At 57.7% G+C, this 15,643-nt stretch carries 12 protein-coding genes; 4 read left to right on the top strand and 8 right to left on the bottom strand.

Annotated elements, in window-relative coordinates; translation table 11 throughout:
• Positions 1-6: 6 nt before the first annotated feature.
• On the bottom strand, positions 7-1,305 hold the full coding sequence (gene rlmD / locus MT962_RS11900; protein ID WP_247365667.1) for a 23S rRNA (uracil(1939)-C(5))-methyltransferase RlmD: 1,299 nt from the start codon (positions 1,303-1,305) through the stop codon (positions 7-9).
• A gap of 57 nt (positions 1,306-1,362) precedes the next feature.
• Here rlmD and barA point away from each other — a divergent pair, with 57 nt between their 5' ends.
• Positions 1,363-4,125: a two-component sensor histidine kinase BarA gene (gene barA / locus MT962_RS11895; RefSeq protein ID WP_247365665.1), complete on the top strand. Its 2,763-nt coding sequence runs from the start codon at positions 1,363-1,365 to the stop codon at positions 4,123-4,125.
• 131 nt (positions 4,126-4,256) lie between these two features.
• On the opposite strand, the gene gudD is transcribed toward barA, so the two are convergent.
• From gudD to syd, 7 genes are all read right to left on the bottom strand, one after another.
• A complete protein-coding gene (gene gudD / locus MT962_RS11890) occupies positions 4,257-5,594 on the bottom strand; it encodes a glucarate dehydratase (protein ID WP_024556421.1) in 1,338 nt (445 codons plus the stop codon).
• A 25-nt stretch (positions 5,595-5,619) separates the two neighbouring features.
• Complete coding sequence (locus MT962_RS11885) at positions 5,620-6,960, bottom strand: enolase C-terminal domain-like protein (protein ID WP_029590981.1); 1,341 nt, start codon at positions 6,958-6,960, stop codon at positions 5,620-5,622.
• Positions 6,960-8,315, bottom strand: coding sequence for an MFS transporter (locus MT962_RS11880; protein WP_024556423.1), 1,356 nt, complete (start codon positions 8,313-8,315; stop codon positions 6,960-6,962). The genes MT962_RS11885 and MT962_RS11880 overlap by 1 nt, the downstream gene beginning before the upstream one ends.
• A 398-nt stretch (positions 8,316-8,713) precedes the next feature.
• The gene (locus tag MT962_RS11875; protein ID WP_024556424.1) at positions 8,714-9,163 is read right to left on the bottom strand and encodes a flavodoxin; all 450 of its coding nucleotides are present in this window, start codon (positions 9,161-9,163) and stop codon (positions 8,714-8,716) included.
• An 11-nt stretch (positions 9,164-9,174) separates the two neighbouring features.
• Positions 9,175-9,966, bottom strand: a complete 792-nt coding sequence (truC, locus tag MT962_RS11870; RefSeq protein WP_024556425.1) for a tRNA pseudouridine(65) synthase TruC — start codon at positions 9,964-9,966, stop codon at positions 9,175-9,177.
• Complete coding sequence (locus MT962_RS11865; RefSeq protein WP_024556426.1) at positions 9,963-10,292, bottom strand: YqcC family protein; 330 nt, start codon at positions 10,290-10,292, stop codon at positions 9,963-9,965. The genes truC and MT962_RS11865 overlap by 4 nt, the downstream gene beginning before the upstream one ends.
• A gap of 646 nt (positions 10,293-10,938) precedes the next feature.
• A complete protein-coding gene (gene syd / locus MT962_RS11860; RefSeq protein WP_048887900.1) occupies positions 10,939-11,484 on the bottom strand; it encodes a SecY-interacting protein in 546 nt (181 codons plus the stop codon).
• Between the two features lie 70 nt (positions 11,485-11,554).
• Here syd and queF point away from each other — a divergent pair, with 70 nt between their 5' ends.
• The 3 genes from queF (at position 11,555) to MT962_RS11845 (ending at position 15,624) form a co-directional block, all read left to right on the top strand.
• The gene (gene queF / locus MT962_RS11855) at positions 11,555-12,397 is read left to right on the top strand and encodes an NADPH-dependent 7-cyano-7-deazaguanine reductase QueF (protein ID WP_024556428.1); all 843 of its coding nucleotides are present in this window, start codon (positions 11,555-11,557) and stop codon (positions 12,395-12,397) included.
• 107 nt (positions 12,398-12,504) lie between these two features.
• Positions 12,505-13,869 (top strand): nucleotide 5'-monophosphate nucleosidase PpnN, encoded by a 1,365-nt coding sequence (gene ppnN, locus MT962_RS11850; protein ID WP_247365663.1) that lies wholly within the window; start codon positions 12,505-12,507, stop codon positions 13,867-13,869.
• 468 nt (positions 13,870-14,337) lie between these two features.
• Entirely contained in the window at positions 14,338-15,624 is a 1,287-nt protein-coding gene (locus tag MT962_RS11845) for an HAAAP family serine/threonine permease (RefSeq protein WP_024556431.1), read from the top strand.
• Positions 15,625-15,643: the final 19 nt, after the last annotated feature.

Raw genomic sequence — 15,643 nt, 5'->3', positions numbered from 1 at the left:
CGGCCATTACTCTCGAACAAACAGCACCATCGATTCCAGGTGGCCAGTGTGCGGGAACATATCCAGCATTGCCAGCCGTCTGATCTGGTAACCCGCCGCCAGCAGCGCGTCGCTGTCGCGCGCCAGCGTGGTGGGGTTACAGGATACATAGACCACACGTTTGGGCAGTAATTTCACAATATGATGCATGACGCCAGCCGCGCCCGCTCGCGCCGGGTCGAGCAGCACCTTGTCAAACCCCGCTTTCGCCCAGGGCTGACGGGTGACGTCCTCTTCCAGGTTCTCGTGAAAGAAAGTGACGTTTTTCAGCGAGTTAAGGCGGGCATTATAGTCGCCTTTCGCCACCAGCGCAGCTACGCCTTCCACGCCGACCACGCTCTGCGCCCGTTTTGCCAGCGGCAGCGTGAAATTGCCCATGCCGCAGAAAAGATCGAGCACCCGCTCGCCGGGCTCAACCGAAAGCCACGTCAGCGCGCGCGCCACCATCTGCTGGTTTACCGCGTCGTTCACCTGGATAAAATCGCGCGGGCTGAAGCTTAAGCGTAGCTGGTCCGAGGTATACCAGGGCGCTTCGCCGCTTACCTGTTCAAGGGTATCGCTTTGGGCGGCAAGGTACAGCGCAACGCCTTCGGAATGCGAAAAGCGTTCCAGTTTTTGTCGGTCTGCGGCGCTGAGCGGAGCGAGATGACGAAGCACCAGCAGCGGCCCGTTATCCGCCAGCACCAGTTCGACATGACCCGGGTTGCGGATAGTTTCCAGTTCGCTCAGGCAGGCGCGCAGCGGCGCCAGCAACGCCTCAAGGCGGGGCGCCAGAATGGGGCACTGGTGAATATCCACCAGCTCATTCGAACTGGCTTTGCGAAAGCCCATCTGCAACGTCTGGTCGCGAGGGGAAAACGCAAGGCTCAGCCGGGCGCGGCGGCGATAACCCCACTCTGGCCCGGCAATCACCTCGTCCACATCGCGCTTCATCAGGCGGCTTAACGCCTGGGATTTGCTCTGCTGTTGCAGGCTGACGCTGGCGTGCTGCTGCTGGCAGCCACCGCACACGCCAAAATGCGGGCAGCGCGGAGGCACCCGCTCCGGGCTGTCGGAAAGCCGTTTTTTCACCGCGCCGCGGGCGAACTGCCGTTTTTCTTCCGTCAGCGTCACTTCGCCCGTTTCGCCCGGCAGCAGGCCCGGCACGAACAGCGCTTTGCCTTCGTGACGCGCCACCCCCTGCCCGAAAGGATCGAGATCGGTTACGTTAACGGTTATGATCTGACGCGTCGTCACGCGTCGCTTTGCAGAGTAGAATTGCGCCATCGCCGAGATTTTTCTCAATCAACCATATTGACGCTGATTGTCCCATAACGGAACCCCATGACCAACTACAGCCTGCGGGCACGCATGATGATCCTCATACTGGCCCCCACCGTTCTTATTGGCCTGCTGCTCAGTATTTTCTTTGTGGTTCACCGCTACCATGACCTCCAGCGTCAGCTGGAAGACGCAGGCGCGAGCATTATCGAACCGCTGGCGGTGGCGAGCGAATATGGCATGAGCCAGCAAAATCGCGAGTCTATCCGCCAGCTCATCAGCGTCCTTCACCGTCGCCACTCCGATATCGTGCGCGCCATTTCTATTTACGACGACCAGAACCGGCTGTTTGTCACCTCTAACTTTCATCTGAGCCCTGATGAATTGCAGCTCCCGTCGGGCAAGCCGCTGCCGCGGGGAATGAGCGTCGCCCGGGACGGCGAGCAGATGATCCTGCGCACGCCGATAATCGCTGAAAGCTATTCGCCGGATGAATCAGAAGTGACCGACGCCAAGCCGGAAGGCAATATGCTTGGCTACGTGGCGCTGGAGCTGGATCTCAAATCCGTCCGTTTGCAGCAGTATAAAGAGATGTTTATCTCGGTGATGTTGATAATGATCTGCATCGCCTGCGCCCTGCTTTTCGCCTGGCGGCTAATGCGCGACGTAACCGGTCCTATCCGCAATATGGTCAACACGGTCGACCGCATCCGCCGCGGCCAGCTCGACAGCCGCGTGGAAGGTTTTATGCTCGGCGAGCTGGATATGCTGAAAAACGGCATCAACTCAATGGCGATGTCGCTTGCCGCCTATCACGAAGAGATGCAGCACAATATCGATCAGGCGACCTCCGACCTGCGGGAAACGCTGGAGCAGATGGAGATCCAGAACGTTGAGCTGGATCTGGCCAAAAAGCGGGCCCAGGAGGCGGCGCGCATCAAATCGGAATTTCTGGCGAACATGTCTCACGAGCTGCGTACGCCGCTTAACGGCGTCATCGGCTTTACTCGCCTGACGCTGAAAACGGGGCTGACCCCGACCCAGCGCGACCATTTAACCACCATTGAGCGCTCGGCGAACAACCTGCTTTCCATCATTAACGACGTGCTGGACTTCTCCAAGCTGGAAGCCGGCAAGCTGATGCTGGAGAGCATCCCCTTCCCGCTGCGCACCACGCTTGACGAAGTGGTGACGCTGCTGGCGCATTCGGCTCACGACAAAGGGCTTGAACTGACGCTGAACATTAAAAACGATGTCCCGGACAGCGTGATAGGCGACCCGCTGCGCTTTCAGCAGGTCATCACGAATCTCGTGGGCAACGCCATTAAGTTTACTGAAAGCGGCAATATCGATCTCTTTGTGGAAAAGCGCTCCATCAGCAACAACAAGGTGCAGGTTGAAGTGCAGATCCGCGATACCGGCATCGGCATTCCGGAACGCGACCAGTCGCGGCTCTTCCAGGCGTTTCGCCAGGCGGACGCCAGCATTTCGCGCCGCCACGGCGGCACCGGGCTTGGGCTGGTCATTACGCAGAAACTGGTTCACGAAATGGGCGGCGATATCTCCTTCCACAGCCAGCCGAACCGCGGCTCGACCTTCTGGTTCCATATCAGTCTGGATCTGAACCCGAACGCCATGGTCGATGGCCACGCGACCGACAGCCTGGCGGGGAAACGCCTCGCCTATGTGGAAGCGAACGCGGCGGCGGCGCAAAGCACGCTCGACCTGCTGGCCGGCACGCCGCTGAAAGTTATCTACAGCGCCACGTTCGCCACCCTCCCCGATGAGCATTACGACATGTTGCTGCTGGCGGTGCCGGTGAACCAGCACGAGCCGCTCTCCATGCAGCATGACATGCTGGCGAAGGCGGCGACGCTTACCGACTGCCTGCTGCTGGCGCTGCCCTGCCACGCGCAGGTGGATGCCGAAGCGCTGAAGAAAGAGGGGGCGGCGGCTTGCCTGCTCAAACCCGTTACCTCGGCGCGCTTGCTGCCGCTGCTGATTGAGCATTGCCAGATGCAGCAAGCGCCCCACCGTCTTGCCGACGCGCGCGGCAGGCTGCCGATGAAGGTGATGGCGGTGGACGACAACCCGGCCAACCTCAAGCTTATCGGCGCGCTGCTGGAAGACCAGGTGCAGAGCGTGGTGCTGTGCGAAAGCGGCCAGCAGGCGGTGGACTGCGCGAAGCAACAGCAGCTCGACATTATCCTCATGGATATTCAGATGCCGGAGATGGACGGCATTCGCGCCTGCGAGCTTATCCGTCTGCTTCCACACCATCAGCAGACGCCGGTTATCGCGGTGACCGCGCATGCGCTGGCCGGGCAGAAAGAAAAACTGCTCGCGGCCGGCATGAACGATTACCTCGCCAAGCCGATTGAAGAAGAGAAGCTGCATTCCCTGCTCTTACGTTATCAGCAGGGGATGCCCCTCGTTCCTGGCGCGCTTTCCACGCCGGTTTCCCCCGTCACGCCTGAAGTCCGCCACGACGTGACGCTTGACTGGCCGCTGGCGCTGCGCCAGGCAGCCAATAAAACCGACCTCGCGCGCGACATGCTGAACATGCTGCTTGAGTTTTTGCCGCAGGTGCGAAATACCGTGGAAGAGCAGCTGGTAGGAGAAAACCCGGAAGGCCTGCTGGAGATTATTCACAAGCTGCACGGCAGCTGCGGCTACAGCGGCGTGCCGCGTCTGAAGAATCTCTGCCTGTTGATTGAGCAGCAGATGCGCAGCGGCGTGGCGGCGCAAGCGCTGGAGCCTGAGTTTCTGGAATTGCTGGACGAGATGGATAACGTGGCGCGGGAGGCGCGGCGCATTCTCGGCTAGCGTTTAAGTTCCCCTTCAGGCGGCAGCATGCGCACAAAAAGCTTCAGTCATGCGAACGCTTTCAAAACCATCCCGACGTTTTAAAAAAGAAACGGCGCCTGAGGGCGCCGCTTCGAACCTGCTGAAAAACCTTAACGCACCATGCAAGGGCGCTTGTTATCGAATGTCCAGCCCGGGATCAGCGACTGCATCGCCAACGCATCGTCGCGCGCGCCAAGGCCATGTTTTTGATAAAGCTCGTGCGCTTTCATCACCTGGTCCATGTCCAGTTCAACGCCAAGGCCCGGTGTCTTCGGCACCTGCACCTTGCCGCCCGTGATCTGCAACGGATCTTTGGTCAGGCGCTGGTTTCCTTCCTGCCAGATCCAGTGGGTGTCGATGGCGGTAATGTCGCCCGGCGCGGCGGCAGCCACATGGGTGAACATGGCGAGCGAAATATCAAAGTGGTTATTGGAATGCGAGCCCCAGGTAAGGCCGAACTCATGGCACATTTGCGCCACGCGCACCGAGCCTTGCATGGTCCAGAAATGGGGGTCCGCCAGCGGAATATCGACAGATTGCAGCGACAGGGTGTGCCCCATTTGCCGCCAGTCGGTGGCTATCATGTTAGTGGCGGTCGGCAGGCCGGTGGCGCGTCGGAACTCCGCCATCACTTCGCGACCGGAGTAACCCTGTTCGGCGCCGCACGGATCTTCCGCATAAGCCAGCACGCCCTTCAACTGCTTGCCGATACGGATAGCCTCTTCCAGCGACCAGGCGCCGTTCGGGTCGAGCGTCACGCGCGCCTGCGGGAAGCGCTTCGCCAGCGCCGTAATCGCCTCGGCCTCTTCTTCGCCCGCCAGCACGCCGCCTTTGAGTTTGAAGTCGTTGAAGCCATATTTTTCATACGCCGCTTCGGCGAGGCGCACCACGGCATCCGGCGTCATCGCCTCTTCGTGGCGAATGCGGTACCAGTCGCAGCGCTCATCCGGCTGGCTCTGGTAAGGCAGGTTAGTGAGGTTGCGATTGCCGACGAAGAAAAGATAGCCGAGCATCTCGACTTCATCGCGCTGCTGGCCGTCGCCAAGCAGGCTGGCGACGTTAACGCCAAGATGTTTGCCGAGCAGATCGAGCAGCGCCGCTTCAATGCCGGTGACCACGTGAATGGTGGTGCGCAGGTCGAACGTTTGCAGGCCGCGCCCGCCCGCGTCGCGGTCAGCGAACTGGTTGCGAACAGCCGTCAGCACGTTTTTGTATTCGCCGAGGGTTTTGCCCGTCACAAGCGCCGCAGCATCTTCTAACGTCTGGCGGATTTTTTCGCCGCCTGGGATCTCACCCACGCCCGTGTTTCCCGCGTTGTCTTTAATAATGACGATGTTACGGGTGAAGAAAGGCGCGTGCGCTCCGCTCAGGTTCATCAGCATGCTGTCGTGCCCGGCAACCGGGATCACTTGCATGGAAGTCACGATGGGGGTCTGTTGTGTACTCATGATCTCAATCCTTTTCTTCGGTCAATCAATGACGGCCAAAAGCGGGTCGCTTGCGGTCGAATGTCCAGCCAGGCGCCAGATACTGCATCGCAGTCGCGTCGTTGCGCGCGCCGCCCGGCAATGATTTGTAGGCCTCGTGCGCCTGCTGCACGCGGTCCCAGTCCAGCGCGATGCCAAGCCCCGGCGCATCCGGCACGGCGATTTTGCCGCCTTCGATACGCAGCGGTTCACGCGTGAGCCGCGCATCGCCTTCCTGCCAGATCCAGTGGGTGTCGATGGCGGTAGGGTTGCCAGGCGCCGCGGCGCCCACATGGGTAAACATGGCGAGCGAAATATCAAAATGGTTGTTGGAGTGGCAGCCCCAGGTTAATCCCCAGTCGTCGCACAGCTGCGCCACGCGCACCGCGCCGGAAAGCGTCCAGAAGTGCGGGTCCGCCAGCGGAATATCCACCGCGTTCAGCATGACGGCGTGGCCCATCTCGCGCCAGTTGGTGGCTATCATATTGGTAGCGACCGGCAGGCCGGTGGCGCGGCGAAACTCCGCCATCACCTCACGCCCGGAATAGCCCTGCTCCGCGCCGCACGGGTCTTCGGCGTAGGTCAGCACGTCCTGCATGCCTTTACAGAGCGCAATGGCTTCATCCAGCAGCCAGGCGCCGTTCGGGTCTACGGTAATGCGGGCGTCCGGGAAGCGCTTTTTCAACGCCTGCGCCGTCTCAATCTCCTGCTCGCCCGGCAGCACGCCGCCCTTCAGCTTAAAATCTTTGAAGCCATATTTATCCTGCGCCGCCTCGGCAAGCTTTACCACCGCCTCGCTGCTGAGCGCTTCCTGATGACGCAGCGCATACCACGGGTGCGTTGCCTGCTCGCCCGTGAGGTAGGGCAGATCGGTTTTGCGTCTGTCGCCAATGTAAAAGAGATAACCCAGCACGGTCACCGCGTCGCGCTGCTTGCCCGGACCGAGCAGCTCGCAAACCGGCACGCCAAGCGTCTGGCCGAGGAGATCGAGCAGCGCCGCTTCCAGCGCCGCTACCGCATTCACACGCAGTTCAAATGTCCAGGCCCCTTTGCCGAACGTATCGAAATCGGCGGCCTGGTTCCCTTTATGAACGTTCTGCACCACCTTGTTCAGGCGCGCGACCTCCTGCCCTACCACCTGAGGGATCGCGTCCCGCAAGGTTTTCAGAATGGTTTCGCCGCCAGGCGCCTCGCCCACGCCGGTATGCCCGGCGTTATCGGTGAGTACGACGATGTTGCGGGTAAACCAGGCGCTGTGCGCGCCGCCGATATTCAGCAGCATGCTGTCGCGGCCCGCCACCGGAATAACCTTCATGTCAGTAATAATCGGGCTTGCTTGCGTTGTCATTATTTCGTCTCCGCAACCGGTTTGAGTTCGATACGTTTGATATCGCCCACCAGGAAGAGGTAGCTCAGCACCGCCACCAGCGCATGGACGCCAACGTAAATCAGCGCGCCGTTAAAGGAGCCGGAGACACCGACGATATAGCCGATGGCGATAGGCGTGACGATGCCGGAGATGTTGCCGAACATGTTGAACAGGCCGCCGGAGAGACCGCTTATCTCTTTCGGCGCCGTGTCCGCCATGACCGCCCAGCCCAGCGCGCCGATGCCTTTGCCGAAGAAAGCCATCGCCATAAAACCGATAATCATCCATTCCACATCGACATAGTTACAAAAAACCATGGTCATGGAGAGCAGCATGCCCAGCACGATGGGCGTTTTACGGGCGATGTTGAGCGAGCCGGTGCGGCGCATCAGCCAGTCGGAAATCACGCCGCCCAGCACGCCGCCGATGAAACCGCAGACGGCGGGAACAGAGGCCACAAACCCCGCTTTCAGAATCGACATGCCGCGCGCCTGCACTAAGTAAACCGGGAACCAGGTGATGAAAAAGTAGGTCAACGCGTTGATGCAGTACTGGCCGATATAAACGCCAATCATCATGCGCGAACCCAGCAGTTGTTTAATCTGCCCCCATTTCTGGCGCATCGGCACTGTGGTCTGCGCCTTTTTCTGATCCATGTTGATCAGGCCGCCGCCCTGCTCGATGTATTCCAGCTCACGTTTATTCACGCCCGGATGCTGGTTCGGTTCATGAATGACTTTCAGCCAGATAAAGCTGATAACGATGCCAAGGCCGCCCATGAAGAAGAAGACGTGCGACCAGCCCACCTCGTGCGTCAGCCAGCCCATGATGGGCGCGAAGATAACGGTCGCGAAGTATTGCGCGGAGTTAAAAATCGCGACCGCCGTGCCCCTCTCCTGGGCCGGGAACCAGGCCGCGACGATGCGGCTGTTGCCGGGGAAGGAAGGCGCTTCGGCAAGCCCGACCAGGAAGCGCAGCGTAAAGAGCGCAACGATAATGCCGAAACCGCTGAAGATATCGACGAAGCCCTGCAGCAGAGTAAAGAGCGACCAGATAAAGATAGACCAGAAGTAGACGCGTTTAGAGCCGAAGCGGTCGAGCAGCCAGCCGCCCGGGATCTGGCCGATGACATAGGCCCAGGAGAACGCGGAGAAGACGTAGCCCATACCCACCGGGTCAAGCCCGATCTCTTTCGCCATTTCCGAACCGGCGATGGATAAGGTGGCGCGGTCACCGTAGTTAAACGAGGTGACGATAAACAACATCACCACAATCCAATAGCGGGCGTTTGTGCGTTTTTCCGCCACGCTCGCCGCCTGGCTTAATGTATTCATTGTTGCACTCCTGAATCATAGCGGTTGGCTACATTCATTCTGAACAGCACAACCTGTAGGGTAATCAGAATGACGGGGTAAGGGTTGTCGCAGTTCTGGCGCCGGGAAATCGCCCCTTTGCTGCTGCTTTTTTATCTGACGGTCTGAGTATATCGGCGGGTTTTCAGGCTCTCATCGTGCAGCGCCCTAACATTACAGGCACGATTAACTGTCTATTTTTGGCATTCGCCCAGGCGAATGGGAGATATTTCACACAACCGTAAATGAAAGTGGCTTATTTGCAGAGAGAGGCAAGGCTGGTTGAAGGAGTGTGAGGTGTGTCGCTTGACGCCGCAGCGGCGGCGAAATAAGAGAGGGTGATAGAGGGAAAACTGCCCGGCGAACCGGGCAGCAAAGGGTTACTTGAGCAAGGCGCTCCAGTTCTCAACCCAGGGATTGGAGAGCGTTTCCGGCTCCGGGTACTCGCTTGCGTCGATAGTCAGCACTTCGCCTGTGCGGGTCGCGCCCTGCTCCTGCAACAGCGCGTCGAATTTTTTACCGCCGCCGCAGAAGTTAGCGTAAGTGCTGTCGCCGAGCGCAATCAGCCCATAGCGTAGTTCCGGCTGGTAGCCGATTTTATCTTTAATTCCTTCATACAGCGGCACGATGCTGTCCGGAAGATCGCCCTGCCCGGTGGTGGAGGTGACGACAAGAACATACGCGTTGCGATAGTTCTCCCAGTCCGCCAGTTCCGGGTCTTCGTAGACGGCGGCGTCATGGCCGTGGCCTTTAAGGATAGCCTCCGCCTCTTCCGCCACCAGCAGCGAGTTTCCATACATGGTGCCGACAAAAATCCCTACTTTCGCCATCGTTGTACCTCTTAAGTGTCAGGCTCGTTTAGCTCATCCTGGACGTCAGGCGCGTTAAACTCAAGGTCTTCATTCATCGGGAGAATTCCCCGCCAGCCGAAATGTGACAGTGCTTGCATCCAGGTGGCGTCAAAGCGCGCCCGCAGCGTTAACGGCTCGCCGGTAACCGGATGCGCGAGCGACAGTTCGCTTGCGTGCAGCATCAGCCTGTCGCAGCCAAACTGCGCCGCCGCCGCGCGATTCTGGCGCAAGTCTCCGTGCTTTGAATCGCCAATAATCGGGTGGCGAAGATGCGCCATATGACGACGTAACTGGTGCTTGCGTCCGGTCTTCGGCAACATCTCCACAAGACTGTAGCGCGCCGTAGCATAACGCCCCACTGCGACCGGCATTTCGGTAACGGCAAGTCCACGGTAGTGGGTGACGGCGGGTTGCGGCGCTTTATCGGCGCGGGAATATTTATCGCCGATTTTATCCAGCTCTTCGGTAAGCGCGTAGTCCAGTTCGCCTTCAGCCTGCAACCAGCCCCGCACAATGGCGTGATAACGTTTCTGGATTTGGTGCTGCTCAAACTGCTGCGCCAGCAGGCGCCCCGTCTCGCTGGAAAGCCCCATCAGCAGTACGCCGGAAGTGGGTCTGTCGAGGCGATGGGCGGTAAAAACGTGCTGGCCTATCTGGTCGCGCACCGTCTGCATCACCACGACTTTCTCATCGCGATCCAGCCAACTGCGATGCACCAGCCAGCCGGAGGGCTTATTCACCGCCACCAGCCACTCGTCCTGGTAGATAATCTCAAGGCTCACGCGTCGTCACCCGTGAACAGCGCATCAAGCTCCAGTAACTCAGCCAGCACGGCCTCACGGCCCGGGTGCTGCGCCTCCAGAGCTATCTCATAATAAGGCGCCACCGCAAAGGCGCCCGGCAGTTCGCCGCCCGCATCCAGCAAAGCGTGCATACGCGGGATCAAAACCCACTGCAGCCATTCGTAAGGCTCCAGCGTATCCATACAAAAAGGCTGCGTGCTGCTGAATGCAGCAGCATCCGGTGGCGTGCTTTGCCAGAGCTGATGCTGGCGGAGCGCTGCTTCAACGCGCAATAGCTGCTCACGGAGTTGTTCTTCGCGTTTCATGAAGACCTCGACTGGGTAAAAGCGTGGGGGCGAAGCATAGCATTGTGCGGGGCGGAGGAAAAAAGCATAAAAAAAAGGGAGCACTGTAAAAACAGTGCTCCCGGTTCGTTTCGCAGCAGTCCGGCTACTTCTTAATGCTCCCTGCTCGTCCGTGACAACTTTTCCAGCGGCCTTTCGACCTGTCATCCTTTTTAATGCATCCTGCAGCACATCATCCTGACGTTTACTTTGCGCCCCCCTGACGCATCGTCCTTAGTCATCCTGACCCACCGTTCATCCTGATCGGCTCTCATTCTCCTTCCTGGAGGTGTCCCTTAGCGCTCCTGCGCTCTCCTTTCGCTTCATTCCTGAAGCCTTCCTTGCAACGCACTCCGGCGTGTCCTGTTGTGAAGCCCCATCATCCTGACAGCTGCTTCACTGTGCGACTCCTTGTCGACGCAGATAGAATCGCCTATTCACCGAAGTCTTACAAGGCACTGTTTGATTATGATTTCACTTTAGTTTCATTCGTAAGTATGAGATCGCTTTATAAGCCGTTAATAATTAAGGAAATGTAAATACTGGCTTTTAAGGAAATCCCGAAATATGACGCTGATGTCTTACAGACTTGTGAGACATCTCTTACAAATTGAGGAGCAAAATTGTCTTACACCTCAGGCCTCAACGCTTGCAAAAATGCGGCGAGACCCGGCGACAGCACGCTTCGCTGCTTCGTGCCCACTCTTTCACGCACCACTTCGCCGGTGAGATTACAGAGCGAAACCACTTCCATTTCATCTTCCAGCGTGGCGAGAAAAACCGTCGGCGACAGCTTCAGGCGCTTTTGCATAACCAGATGGCCAATTAAATTTTCCTGAACGCGTTGAAAATCATCTTCGCTCCAGGCCTGCAGCAGGGTTAACGTCATATCGTTGAACCGCGCCGGCATGTCGCCTGCAAGCTGCGAGGCATAAAACGCATGCGCCGCTGGTTGAATCTGAATCTCCAGCGCCCGCTCTACCGCTTCCAGCGTGGCCGACGAGGAAAAACGCTGCGGCTGCCACTCTACGGTTTCGCCCCGCGTGGCGACAACACAGGGCGACGGTACGCCATAAAGCGCTTCACTTTGCGGGCCGGTGCCCGCTTTTTGCCGCCAGGCTTCACAATAAAGGTCGGTAAAAGCGGCGAGCGCCAGTTGTACTTCGTTATCCACCAGATTCTCTCTCTCTACCAGGTACGGTACACTTAACGTCATATTGTACCCGTATTATTGATGGTGACGCATGTCTTACGAAAACCACCAGGCGCTGAGCGGCCTGACGCTGGGTAAAACCACGGATTACCGCGACGAATATGACGCCGCCCTGCTGCAACCGGTTCCGCGCAGCCTGAACCGCGACCCGCTCGGCCTGAGCGCCGAAAGCCTGCCGTTCCACGGCGCAGATATCTGGACGCTCTATGAACTCTCCTGGCTTAACCAAAACGGCCTGCCGCAGGTCGCCGTGGGCGAAGTCTCCCTGGATGCCCGCAGCCGGAACCTGGTCGAGTCAAAAAGCTTCAAGCTTTATCTTAATAGCTTCAATCAGACGCGTTTCTCATCCTGGGAAAACGTGCGGGAAACGCTACAGCGCGATTTAACCGCCTGCGCGGAAGGCGACGTTGAAGTACGGCTTTATCGCCTGAGCGAACTTGAGGGCGAACCCGTTGCGCACTTCCACGGCGAGTGTATCGACGAGCAGGATATTTCGATTGATAACTATGAGTTCGATGCCAACTACCTGAAGGGCGCGGCGGGCGAAAAGATTGTGGAAGAGACGCTGGTCAGCCACCTGCTTAAATCCAACTGCCTTATCACCAATCAGCCGGACTGGGGTTCCGTGCAGATTAGCTACCGCGGCCCGCAGCTCGACCGCGAAAAGCTGCTGCGCTATCTGGTCTCTTTCCGTCACCATAACGAATTTCACGAGCAGTGCGTGGAGCGCATTTTTAATGACATTCAGCGCTTCTGCGGGCCTGAGAAACTGAGCGTCTACGCCCGCTACACCCGCCGCGGCGGCCTGGATATCAACCCCTGGCGCGCCAATACCGTTTTTCACCCCGCCACGGGCCGTCTGGTGCGCCAGTAAACGAAGCCGCCCGCCGGGACATTTTCTCCCGGCGGGTTGTTAAACCGAACAGGCCGGGGCTATTGTAATCAGAGGGAGCGGCGATTCTCGCCCCGTAAGGAGCTCACTTGATTACACATATTAGCCCTCTTGGCTCAATGGATTTATTGTCGCAGCTGGAAGTGGACATGCTCAAACGCACCGCCAGCAGCGATCTTTATCAACTTTTTCGCAATTGTTCGCTTGCGGTGCTTAATTCGGGGAGTCAGACCGACAACAGCAAGGAATTGCTGTCACGTTTTGAGAATTTTGATATCAACGTGCTGCGTCGCGAACGCGGGGTCAAGCTTGAGCTGATCAACCCGCCGGAAGAGGCTTTTGTGGACGGGCGCATCATCCGTTCCATTCAGGCCAACCTGTTTGCCGTGCTGCGCGATATCCTGTTCGTTAATGGTCAAATCTCTAACGCCGGGCGCTTCCAGCATCTGGATCTGGAAGATTCTATCCACATCACCAACCTGGTCTTTTCCATTCTGCGCAACGCCCGGGCGCTGCACGTTGGCGAAGCGCCGAATATGGTGGTTTGCTGGGGCGGTCACTCCATTAATGAAACCGAATACCTGTATGCTCGCCGTGTCGGCACGCAGCTTGGGTTGCGGGAGCTGAATATCTGCACCGGTTGCGGCCCGGGCGCGATGGAAGCGCCAATGAAAGGCGCGGCGGTAGGCCATGCCCAGCAGCGCTATAAGGACGGGCGCTTTATCGGCATGACCGAGCCTTCTATTATTGCCGCCGAGCCGCCTAACCCGCTGGTCAACGAACTTATCATCATGCCGGATATCGAAAAACGCCTTGAAGCCTTTGTGCGTATCGCCCACGGCATTGTGATTTTCCCGGGCGGCGTCGGCACGGCGGAAGAGTTGCTTTATCTGCTCGGCATCCTGATGAACCCGCACAACCGCGAACAGGTGTTGCCGCTTATTCTCACCGGTCCGAGAGAGAGCGCCGATTACTTCCGCGTGCTGGATGAGTTTATCGTCAATACGCTTGGACATCAGGCGCGCGAGCATTATCGGATAATCATCGACGATGCTGCCGAAGTGGCGCGCCAGATGAAAAAAGCGATGCCGATGGTGAAAGAAAACCGTCGTGAGACCGGCGACGCTTACAGCTTTAACTGGTCGATTCGCATTGCGCCAGACTTACAGGTGCCTTTCGAACCGTCGCACGCCAACATGGCCAACCTGAAGCTTTACCCGGACCAGCCGACGGAGCTGCTGGCCGCTGACCTGCGCCGGGCGTTCTCAGGCATTGTCGCAGGCAACGTGAAAGAGGTGGGCATCCGCGCCATTGAGCAATTCGGGCCGTATAAAATTCACGGCGACCCGCGCATGATGAAGCGAATGGACGATCTGCTGCAGGGCTTTGTCGCCCAGCATCGTATGAAGCTGCCAGGCTCGGCCTATATCCCATGTTATGAGATTTGCACCTGATTAACCCCCCTTTCATAAGGCGGCCGAATGGTCGCCTTTTTTATTTCCTTTCCGCCTCAAGGCGAAAACGATTGCGACGCATTTTTCACCAGCAATAATCATTCGAATTTATCTATCAGCAAGGTGAAACGCTGTGACTCGCCATATTTTCAGCAAAAAATGATCTATTCGATTTCCTTATATTTACCTCAACATCCACAAATGGCAGGCTTTGCGTGCGTTAATGCCAATTGATGCCGTGAAAGTAGACAGATGCCCTAAAAAATACCCTTAATAAAGGTGGATTATTGCAATTGCGATCGGGATCACTGATGCATTCGTAACATGAATGTATCTTTCCGCCCGCCAATAGTTACGGGGAAAAATTATAAAAAACCCGTCATCAACAGCGTTTCATTTTACAGTCAGGCTATTTTTCGTTGGATATGACTAATAACCGGCTTTTTATGCGTTCTTCAGGAGATACAGATGGAAACCACTCAAACCAGCACCGTTGCTTCGGTTGAAGCACGAAGCGCCTGGCGCAAAACCGACACCATGTGGATGCTGGGTCTTTACGGCACCGCTATTGGCGCAGGCGTACTTTTCCTGCCCATCAACGCAGGCGTAGGCGGCCTGATCCCACTTATCATTATGGCAATCATCGCTTTTCCCATGACTTTCTTCGCGCACCGCGGTCTGACTCGCTTCGTGCTCTCCGGTAAAAACCCGGGCGAAGATATTACGGAAGTGGTGGAAGAACATTTCGGCGTGGGCGCAGGCAAGCTCATCACCCTGCTCTACTTCTTCGCTATCTACCCGATTCTGCTGGTTTACAGCGTGGCTATCACTAACACCGTTGAGAGCTTCATGACGCACCAGTTGCAGATGACGGCTCCGCCGCGCGCCATCCTTTCGCTTATCCTGATTGTCGGTATGATGACCATCGTGCGTTTCGGCGAGCAGATGATTGTTAAGGCGATGAGCGTGCTGGTTTTCCCATTCGTCGCCGCGCTGATGCTGCTGGCGCTGTATCTGATCCCGCAGTGGAACGGTGCTGCGCTGGAAACCCTCTCCCTGAGCAGCGCAACGACCGGCAACGGTTTGTGGATGACGCTGTGGCTGGCGATCCCGGTTATGGTCTTCTCCTTTAACCACTCGCCAATCATCTCCTCGTTCGCCGTGGCGAAACGTGAAGAGTATGCCGAAGGGGCCGAGAAGAAGTGCTCCAGCATCCTGGCTCGCGCGCACATCATGATGGTGCTGACCGTAATGTTCTTCGTCTTCAGCTGCGTGCTGAGCCTGACGCCGGAAAACCTGGCGGAAGCGAAAGCGCAGAACATCTCCATCCTTTCTTATCTGGCGAACCACTTTAACGCGCCGGTTATCGCCTGGATGGCGCCTATCATCGCAATTATCGCCATCACCAAATCCTTCCTCGGCCACTATCTGGGGGCGCGCGAAGGCTTTAACGGCATGGTGATTAAATCGCTGCGCGGTCGCGGAAAAACCATCGAAATCAGCAAGCTGAACCGCATGACCGCGCTGTTCATGCTGGTGACCACCTGGATTGTCGCCACCCTGAACCCGAGCATCCTCGGCATGATTGAAACAATGGGCGGCCCGGTTATCGCGATGATCCTGTTCCTGATGCCGATGTACGCCATTCAGAAAGTGCCGGCGATGCGTAAATACAGCGGCCATATCAGCAACGTTTTTGTGGTTGTGATGGGTCTTATCGCTATCTCCGCTATTTTCTACTCCCTGTTTAGCTAATCGCTCTCCTGCGCCGCCC

The organism is Franconibacter sp. IITDAS19, assembly GCF_023079515.1.
GTDB classification, from domain to species: Bacteria; Pseudomonadota; Gammaproteobacteria; order Enterobacterales; family Enterobacteriaceae; genus Franconibacter; species Franconibacter pulveris.
This window is presented reverse-complemented; position numbering and strand designations above follow the sequence as displayed.

Excerpts from the sequence above, each read along its gene's own strand:
- MT962_RS11865 (WP_024556426.1), bottom strand. The coding sequence starts at position 10,292 with ATGAAACGCGAAGAACAACTCCGTGAGCAGCTATTGCGCGTTGAAGCA.
- gudD (WP_024556421.1), bottom strand. The coding sequence starts at position 5,594 with ATGAGTACACAACAGACCCCCATCGTGACTTCCATGCAAGTGATCCCG.
- MT962_RS11880 (WP_024556423.1), bottom strand. The coding sequence starts at position 8,315 with ATGAATACATTAAGCCAGGCGGCGAGCGTGGCGGAAAAACGCACAAAC.
- queF (WP_024556428.1), top strand. The coding sequence starts at position 11,555 with ATGTCTTACGAAAACCACCAGGCGCTGAGCGGCCTGACGCTGGGTAAA.
- MT962_RS11875 (WP_024556424.1), bottom strand. The coding sequence starts at position 9,163 with ATGGCGAAAGTAGGGATTTTTGTCGGCACCATGTATGGAAACTCGCTG.
- barA (WP_247365665.1), top strand. The coding sequence starts at position 1,363 with ATGACCAACTACAGCCTGCGGGCACGCATGATGATCCTCATACTGGCC.
- MT962_RS11885 (WP_029590981.1), bottom strand. The coding sequence starts at position 6,960 with ATGACAACGCAAGCAAGCCCGATTATTACTGACATGAAGGTTATTCCG.
- rlmD (WP_247365667.1), bottom strand. The coding sequence starts at position 1,305 with ATGGCGCAATTCTACTCTGCAAAGCGACGCGTGACGACGCGTCAGATC.
- MT962_RS11845 (WP_024556431.1), top strand. The coding sequence starts at position 14,338 with ATGGAAACCACTCAAACCAGCACCGTTGCTTCGGTTGAAGCACGAAGC.